This is a genomic window from Streptomyces sp. NPDC060209, assembly GCF_042728155.1.
Lineage (GTDB): Bacteria > Actinomycetota > Actinomycetes > Streptomycetales > Streptomycetaceae > Streptomyces.
The window spans coordinates 1-6160 of sequence record NZ_JBHWZS010000426.1 but is presented as its reverse complement, the minus strand read 5'-3'; the positions used below and the strand labels follow the sequence as shown (position 1 = coordinate 6160).

6 protein-coding genes are annotated in these 6160 nt (G+C 69.7%); all 6 read left to right on the top strand.

Annotated elements, in window-relative coordinates:
* The first annotated feature begins 265 nt into the window (after positions 1-265).
* The 6 genes from ACFWFI_RS40235 to ACFWFI_RS40210 all read left to right on the top strand — a co-directional run bounded on the left by ACFWFI_RS40235 (position 266) and on the right by ACFWFI_RS40210 (position 6151).
* Positions 266-820, top strand: a complete 555-nt coding sequence (locus ACFWFI_RS40235) for a GNAT family N-acetyltransferase (protein WP_387400510.1) — start codon at positions 266-268, stop codon at positions 818-820.
* A gap of 243 nt (positions 821-1063) precedes the next feature.
* Complete coding sequence (locus tag ACFWFI_RS40230) at positions 1064-2587, top strand: sugar ABC transporter ATP-binding protein (protein WP_387400508.1); 1524 nt, start codon at positions 1064-1066, stop codon at positions 2585-2587.
* Positions 2584-3636: an ABC transporter permease gene (locus ACFWFI_RS40225; protein WP_387400507.1), complete on the top strand. Its 1053-nt coding sequence runs from the start codon at positions 2584-2586 to the stop codon at positions 3634-3636. Before ACFWFI_RS40230 ends, ACFWFI_RS40225 begins: the two co-directional genes overlap by 4 nt.
* Positions 3620-4672, top strand: a complete 1053-nt coding sequence (locus ACFWFI_RS40220) for an ABC transporter permease (RefSeq protein ID WP_387400505.1) — start codon at positions 3620-3622, stop codon at positions 4670-4672. The genes ACFWFI_RS40225 and ACFWFI_RS40220 overlap by 17 nt, the downstream gene beginning before the upstream one ends.
* A 61-nt stretch (positions 4673-4733) precedes the next feature.
* Positions 4734-5819: a rhamnose ABC transporter substrate-binding protein gene (gene rhaS, locus ACFWFI_RS40215; RefSeq protein ID WP_387400503.1), complete on the top strand. Its 1086-nt coding sequence runs from the start codon at positions 4734-4736 to the stop codon at positions 5817-5819.
* Between the two features lie 17 nt (positions 5820-5836).
* Positions 5837-6151, top strand: coding sequence for an L-rhamnose mutarotase (locus tag ACFWFI_RS40210; protein WP_387400502.1), 315 nt, complete (start codon positions 5837-5839; stop codon positions 6149-6151).
* Positions 6152-6160: the final 9 nt, after the last annotated feature.

The window sequence follows — 6160 nt, the reverse complement described above, 5'->3', positions numbered from 1 at the left end:
TCCCGGGGCCGTCCGGCCCGGGAACCACCGCCGTGCACGCGGCCCGTGAGCTCAGCGCCCTGCGGCCCCCCTTCCGTACGGAACGAGTCGCACCGGCCCCACCAGGCCGTACCTCTGCCGCATTCGCCACCCCGAAGACGGGTGCGTTCGGCACCCGTGGCCGGTTGAGGAGGACCGTGGCGAACTCCACCCGCACCGCCGCGCCTGCCGCCCGAGGGCGTCCTATCCTTTCCGGAACGGTCCGGAGGCGGGGAGTGGTGCGGTCATGCGGGTCCGGCGGGTCGAGGGCGGGAGCCTTCCTGCGTACGCCGACGGGATCCGACGGGTGTACGCCGACGTGTTCTCGGCGCCGCCGTGGAACGAGGACCCCTCAGCAGGCGCGCTGTACGCCGAGCGGCTCGCCGACGATGCCGGCCGCCCCGGGTTCACCGCCGCCCTGGCACTCGACGGGGACGTCGTGGACGGCTTCGCCACCGCCTGGACCACGCCCGGCACCTTCCCCGCCGACCGCGGCTACGGGCACGTCGCCGAGGCGCTCGGTGCCGACCGCGTCGCGGCATGGCTGTGCGGGGCCCTGGAGGTCGATGAGCTGGCCGTCCTCCCGGCCGCGCGCGGCACCGGACTGGGAGCGGAACTGCTGTCGGCGGTCACCGAGGCCGCCCCCGACGGACGGTGCTGGCTGCTCACGTCCGTGCACGCCGGGGCGACGCTGAGTTTCTACCGGCGCGCGGGCTGGCATCAGGTCCCGGTGCCGGTCCCCGGCCGTGCGGGGCTCGTCGTCCTCCTGGGGCCGGACCATCCGAACGCAGTGCACTTGTAAGTGGAGCGATGCACGACCGTTATGTGAATCGATTCAAGCGCCCGGAAGATAGTGGCCCGCCCCGAAGGCTGTCAAGGGTGCCCACCCATTCCCCCCATTCAGGTCGTACATCGCCCCTCTTCCTGGAACTTCTCGGCATCAACCCATTGACTGCGCCCGCAATCCCCGTTTAGCTTCCGAGCAACCTCATTGAAACCTTTCACGGCGAGTGGAGCGGAACAGTCCCACCGCTGAGGAGCTCCCATGAACCAGTCCGCCCCGGACCCGGCCCCGGTCCTGGCCCTGAAGGGCGTGAGCAAGTCCTTCGGTGCCGTACGGGCCCTGCAGGACGTGTCCCTGCAGTTGCTCCCCGGCGAGGCCCACGCACTCGCGGGTGAGAACGGCGCCGGCAAGTCGACCCTGATCAAGGCGCTCGCCGGAGTGCACCGCCCGGACAGCGGCGAGGTGCTCCTCGACGGCGAGCCCGTCGTCTTCCACGGCCCGGCGGACGCTCGCGACGCCGGCATCGCCGTCATCTACCAGGAGCCGACGCTCTTCCCCGACCTCTCCATCACCGAGAACATCTTCATGGGCCGTCAGCCCCGGCGGTCCCTGGGACGGATCGACCGCAAGGCCGTGCACGAGACCACTGCCGGGCTGATGCGGAGGCTCGGGGTCGATCTGGCACCGGACCGGCCCGCCCGCGGGCTGTCGATCGCCGACCAGCAGATCGTCGAGATCGCCAAGGCGCTCTCCTTCGACGCCCGCGTCCTGATCATGGACGAACCGACGGCCGCCCTGACGGGCAGCGAGACCGCCAGGCTCTTCTCCGTCGTCCGCGCGCTGCGTTCCGAGGGCGCGGCGGTGCTGTTCATCTCGCACCGCCTGGACGAGATCTTCGAGCTGTGCCAGCGCGTCACGACCCTGCGCGACGGCCGGTGGATCTCCTCGGAGCCGCTCGATGGGCTCACCGAGGACGACCTGGTGCGCAGGATGGTCGGTCGTGACCTCGACGACCTCTACCCCAAGCAGGACGCCGAGGTCGGCGAAGTCGCCCTGTCGGTGCACCGGCTGACCCGCGAGGGTGTCTTCCGCGACGTGTCCTTCGACGTCCGCCGCGGCGAGATCGTCGCGCTCGCCGGACTCGTCGGCGCCGGGCGCACGGAGGTCGCCCAGGCGGTCTTCGGTGTCGACCGCGCCGACGCGGGCGAGGTGAAGGTGGCCGGCACGGTGCTGCGCCCCGGTTCGCCGACCGCGGCGATGGACGCCGGGCTCGCGCTCGTACCCGAGGACCGGCGCCAGCGCGGGCTGGTCATGGATATGTCGATCGAGCGCAACATCGGCCTCACCGGCCTGGACGAGGTCCGCAAGCGGGGGCTCGTCAGCCGGGCCCTGGAGCACGACCGGGCCGCCGACTGGGCGGTGCGCCTCCAGCTCAAGTACAACCGGCTGGCCGACACGGTGGGCGTGCTGTCCGGCGGCAACCAGCAGAAGGTCGTGCTGGCCAAGTGGCTGGCGACCGGCCCCGCCGTGCTGATCGTCGACGAACCGACCCGCGGGATCGACGTCGGCACCAAGGCGGAGGTCCACCGGCTGCTCTCCTCGCTCGCGGCGGACGGCCTCGCCGTACTGATGATCTCCTCCGATCTTCCGGAGGTCATCGGCATGGCCGACCGGGTGCTCGTGATGCACGAGGGCCGGCTCGTCGCCGAGATCCCGCGCGAGAGCGCCACCGAGGAGTCGGTCATGGCCGCGGCCACCGGACGCAATGAAAGGGCAGCGGCATGACCACCACCATCGAGAGCCCCCCGGACACCGCGAAAGCGCCGGAGCGGAGTGCTTCCTCGCTCGTGGACGCGGTCTTCCGTGCGCGGGAGATCTCCATCGCCGGGGCGCTGGTCCTGCTGATCCTCGGCACCTACCTGGCCAACCCGCGCTTCCTGTCCGACCAGGGCATCAAGGACCTGCTGCTCAACGCGTCGATCCTGGTGCTGCTCGCGGTCGGTCAGTCCGCCGTCGTGATCACCCGCAACATCGACCTGTCCGTCGGCTCCGTCGTCGGCCTGTCCGCCTTCGCCTGCGGCAAGTTCGTCGCGGGGAGCGACCACGGTGTGCTGACGGTGATGCTGCTCGGCATCGGCATCGGTGTGGTCTGCGGCCTGGTCTCCGGAGCACTCGTCAGCTTCGGCAAGGTCCCGGCGCTCGTGGTGACCCTGGGCATGCTCTACATCATCCAGGGCGTCGACTACTGGTGGGCGCAGGGCGAGCAGATCAGCGCCTCCGACGTGCCGGAGGCGGTCCTCGGCCTCGGCAGCGGCAGCGTGCTCGGCATCCCGTATCTGCCGCTGATCGCGCTGGTCCTGCTCGCGGCGACGGCGTACTTCATGCGCAGCTACCGCTCGGGGCGCGAGCTGTACGCCATCGGGTCGAGCCCGGAGGCCGCCCGTCTCGCCGGAATCCCGATCCGCCGCCGGGTGCTCGCCGCATACGCCTTCTCCGGAGCCGTCGCCGGCTTCGCCGGGGCCCTGTGGCTGGCCCGCTTCGGCACCGTCGTCGCGGACAACGCGCACGGCTGGGAGCTGACCGTCGTCAGCGCCGTCGTCGTCGGCGGTGTCGCGATCACGGGTGGCACCGGCACCGTCTGGGGCGCGGCGCTCGGCGCCCTGCTGCTCACCACCATCGGCAGCGTCCTGGTCGTGCTGAAGGTGGACTCCTTCTGGCAGGGCGCCATCACCGGTGCTCTCCTCCTGCTGGCCATCAGCGTCGACCGGATCGTGAACCTGCGGATGACCGCCGCACTGAGGAAGAGGAACGCCCGTCATGACCACGGCGCCTGACACAAAGACGGCTCCCACGCCGCGGGCCGCATCGAAGCCCTCTCTCGTGCGCAGCCTGGCGCTGCGCTGGGACACCGCTGTCGGTGTCCTGCTGGTGGCGGTCCTCGTCGTCGGGCTCGGGACCACGGAGGGCTTCGGTTCGAGCGAGAACCTCGCGTTCGCCTTCAACGACATCGCCGAAGTCGCCATCATCGCCCTGCCGATGACCCTCCTGGTCGTCGCCGGGCAGGTCGACCTGTCGGTCGCCTCCATGCTGGGTCTGGGCAGCGCGCTGACCGGCGCGCTCTGGGAAGCCGGCTGGGCGTTCGAGACGATCGTCCCGGTCGTGCTCCTCGTGGGCGTCGCCGGAGGCCTCCTGAACGGCTGGCTGGTCACCAAGGTGGGGCTGCCGTCCCTGGCCGTCACCATCGGCACCCTGGCGCTCTACCGGGGTCTGGCCTCGGTGGCGCTCGGCAGCGACGCGGTGACGGACTTCCCGCAGGTCTACGCGGACTGGGCCGTCGACACCACGACCGTCCCCGGCACCTTCCTCACCTATCCGGTGCTGCTCTTCATCATCCTGGCCGCGATCACCGCGGTGGTGCTGCACGCCACCGGGCTCGGCCGCTCCCTCTTCGCGATCGGCGCCCAGGAGGAGGCCGCGTACTTCGCCGGCATCCGGGTCAAGCGGATCAAGCTGCTGCTCTTCGTCGTGACCGGGCTGTTCTCCGCCTTCGCGGGTGTCGTCTTCACCCTCCGGTACGGAAGTGCCCGCGCGGACAACGGGCTCGGCTTCGAGATGCTCGTCATCGCGTCCGTCCTGCTCGGAGGCATCGACTTCGACGGCGGGAAGGGCACGCTCTTCGGCGCGGTCGCCGGTGTCCTGCTGATCGGCGTCCTGAAGAACCTGCTCACGCTCAACGACATCGCCAACGAGGTACAGGTCATCGTGACCGGGCTGCTGCTCGTGGCGTCCGTGCTGACTCCGCGGGTCATCGCCACGGTCGTCGAACGACGGCACAGGCGGGCCGCGAACTCCCCCGCACCCCAGCCGTAAGTCTCTCCTCCTCCCCCGTCTCCGTACTTCTTCGCTCCCTCTTCGAAAGGCACACGCCGCCATGATGCTCCGCAATGCCGCTGGGCGCCGCGCCGTCGCGACCGCAGCCACCGCCGTCTCCCTCGCCCTCGCCCTCACCGCCTGTTCCGGCACCACGAAGGACAGCAAGGAGAGCGGGAGCGCCAAGGCCGGCAGCTCCGCGAAGGCCGACCCGGACGCCCCGCTGAAGAAGGGCCTGAAGATCGCCTTCCTGCCCAAGCAGATCAACAACCCGTACGAGAAGATCGTCGACGAGGCGGGCATCGAGGCGGCGAAGGAGTACGGCGGCACGGGCAAGGAGGTCGGCCCGTCCGACGCGAACGCGTCCTCGCAGGTCTCCTACATCAACACCCTGATCCAGCAGCGCCAGGACGCCATCCTCGTCGCGGCGAACGACCCGAACGCGGTGTGCGGCCCGCTCAAGCAGGCCATGAAGAAGGACATCAAGGTCGTCGCGTACGACTCCGACACGGCGAAGGACTGCCGTCAGCTCTTCATCAACCAGGCCAGCTCCGAGGAGATCGGCCGCAGCCTGGTCCAGCACCTCGGCGAGCAGGTCGGCTACAAGGGCAAGGTCGCGATCCTGTCGGCCACGCAGAACGCGACGAACCAGAACACCTGGATCGAGTTCATGAAGGAGGAGCTGAAGCTCCCCAAGTACAAGGACATGGAGCTGGTCAAGGTCGCGTACGGCGACGACGCGGACCAGAAGTCCTTCCAGCAGACGCAGGGCCTCATGCAGGCCTACCCCGACCTCAAGGGCATCATCTCCCCGACGACGGTCGGCATCGCCGCGGCGGCGCGCTACCTGAGCGACTCCTCGTACAAGGGCAAGGTCGTGCTCAACGGGCTCGGCACGCCGAACCAGATGCGCAAGTACATCAAGGACGGCACCGTCGAGCAGTTCTCGCTCTGGAACCCGGAGGAGCTCGGCTACCTCGGTTCGTACGCGGCCGCGGCGCTGGCTTCGGGGCAGATCACCGGCGCGGAGGGCGAGAAGTTCAAGGCGGGCAAGCTCGGTGAGTACACGATCGGCAAGGACGGCGAGGTCATCCTCGGCGAGCCGACCGTCTTCGACGCCAAGAACATCGACACGTTCAACTTCTGATCGGGGGAGCCGGCTCCATGCAGCGCGTCTGCTTTCTGCTGAAGGTCCGTGAGGACCGCAAGGACGAATACCGCGAGCGCCATGCGGCGGTGTGGCCGGACATGCTCGCCGCGCTGTCGGAGGCGGGCTGGCACAACTACTCGCTGTTCCTTCGCGAGGACGGCCTGCTGGTCGGCTATCTGGAGACGGAGGACTTCGACGCGGCCCGGGAAGCGATGGCTGCCACCGAGGTCAACGCACGGTGGCAGCGGGACATGGCCCAGTTCTTCGAGCAGACGGAGGCCGCCGACGAGGCCATGGTCCCGCTGACCGAGGTGTTCCACCTGGCCTGAACACGGCGC